Source organism: Myxococcus sp. CA039A, assembly GCF_013336645.1.
Classification (GTDB): domain Bacteria; phylum Myxococcota; class Myxococcia; order Myxococcales; family Myxococcaceae; genus Myxococcus; species Myxococcus llanfairpwllgwyngyllgogerychwyrndrobwllllantysiliogogogochensis.
In genome coordinates this window covers 1-390 of record NZ_JABUMQ010000841.1, presented here as the reverse complement: position 1 = coordinate 390, position 390 = coordinate 1, and the positions used below count along the sequence as shown (strand labels likewise).

The following is a 390-nucleotide window of genomic DNA, read 5'->3' as shown; positions in this document are numbered from 1 at the left end:
CGTTGATCTTCGAGCCGTTGGTGATGATGTTGGACGAGCCGCTGGTATTGGAGCCGCGGCCGGCATTGGTGCCGCGCGGTACCGCTGCGAACAGGGCCGCCGTCGAGGGCAGGCCCGTGGGCACGGTGTAGAAGTCCTTCCACTGGTCGGCCAGCACACCACCCACCGCACCCTTCACCGCCTGTACCAGACCCATGTCCAACTCCCTGTGATTCGAGGGCAGGCACCATGCCTGCCGAGCTGGACTGACTATAGAGGAGCGGGATGGGCCGCCGCCACCGCCGCGCGCGCCTGCCATTCATCATGGCGCGACGGCGACGGCAGGCTTTCAGGCCATGCCGCGCGCGATCAGGGCATAGCCGATCATCAGTGCCAGGCACAGTGGCAGGG

Annotated in this window: 1 pseudogene; it reads right to left on the bottom strand. The window is 66.9% G+C overall.

From position 1 onward, the window contains the following. A pseudogene (locus tag HR086_RS47865) lies at positions 1 to 196 on the bottom strand (SPFH domain-containing protein); the annotation flags it as partial. Positions 197 to 390 lie beyond the last annotated feature (194 nt).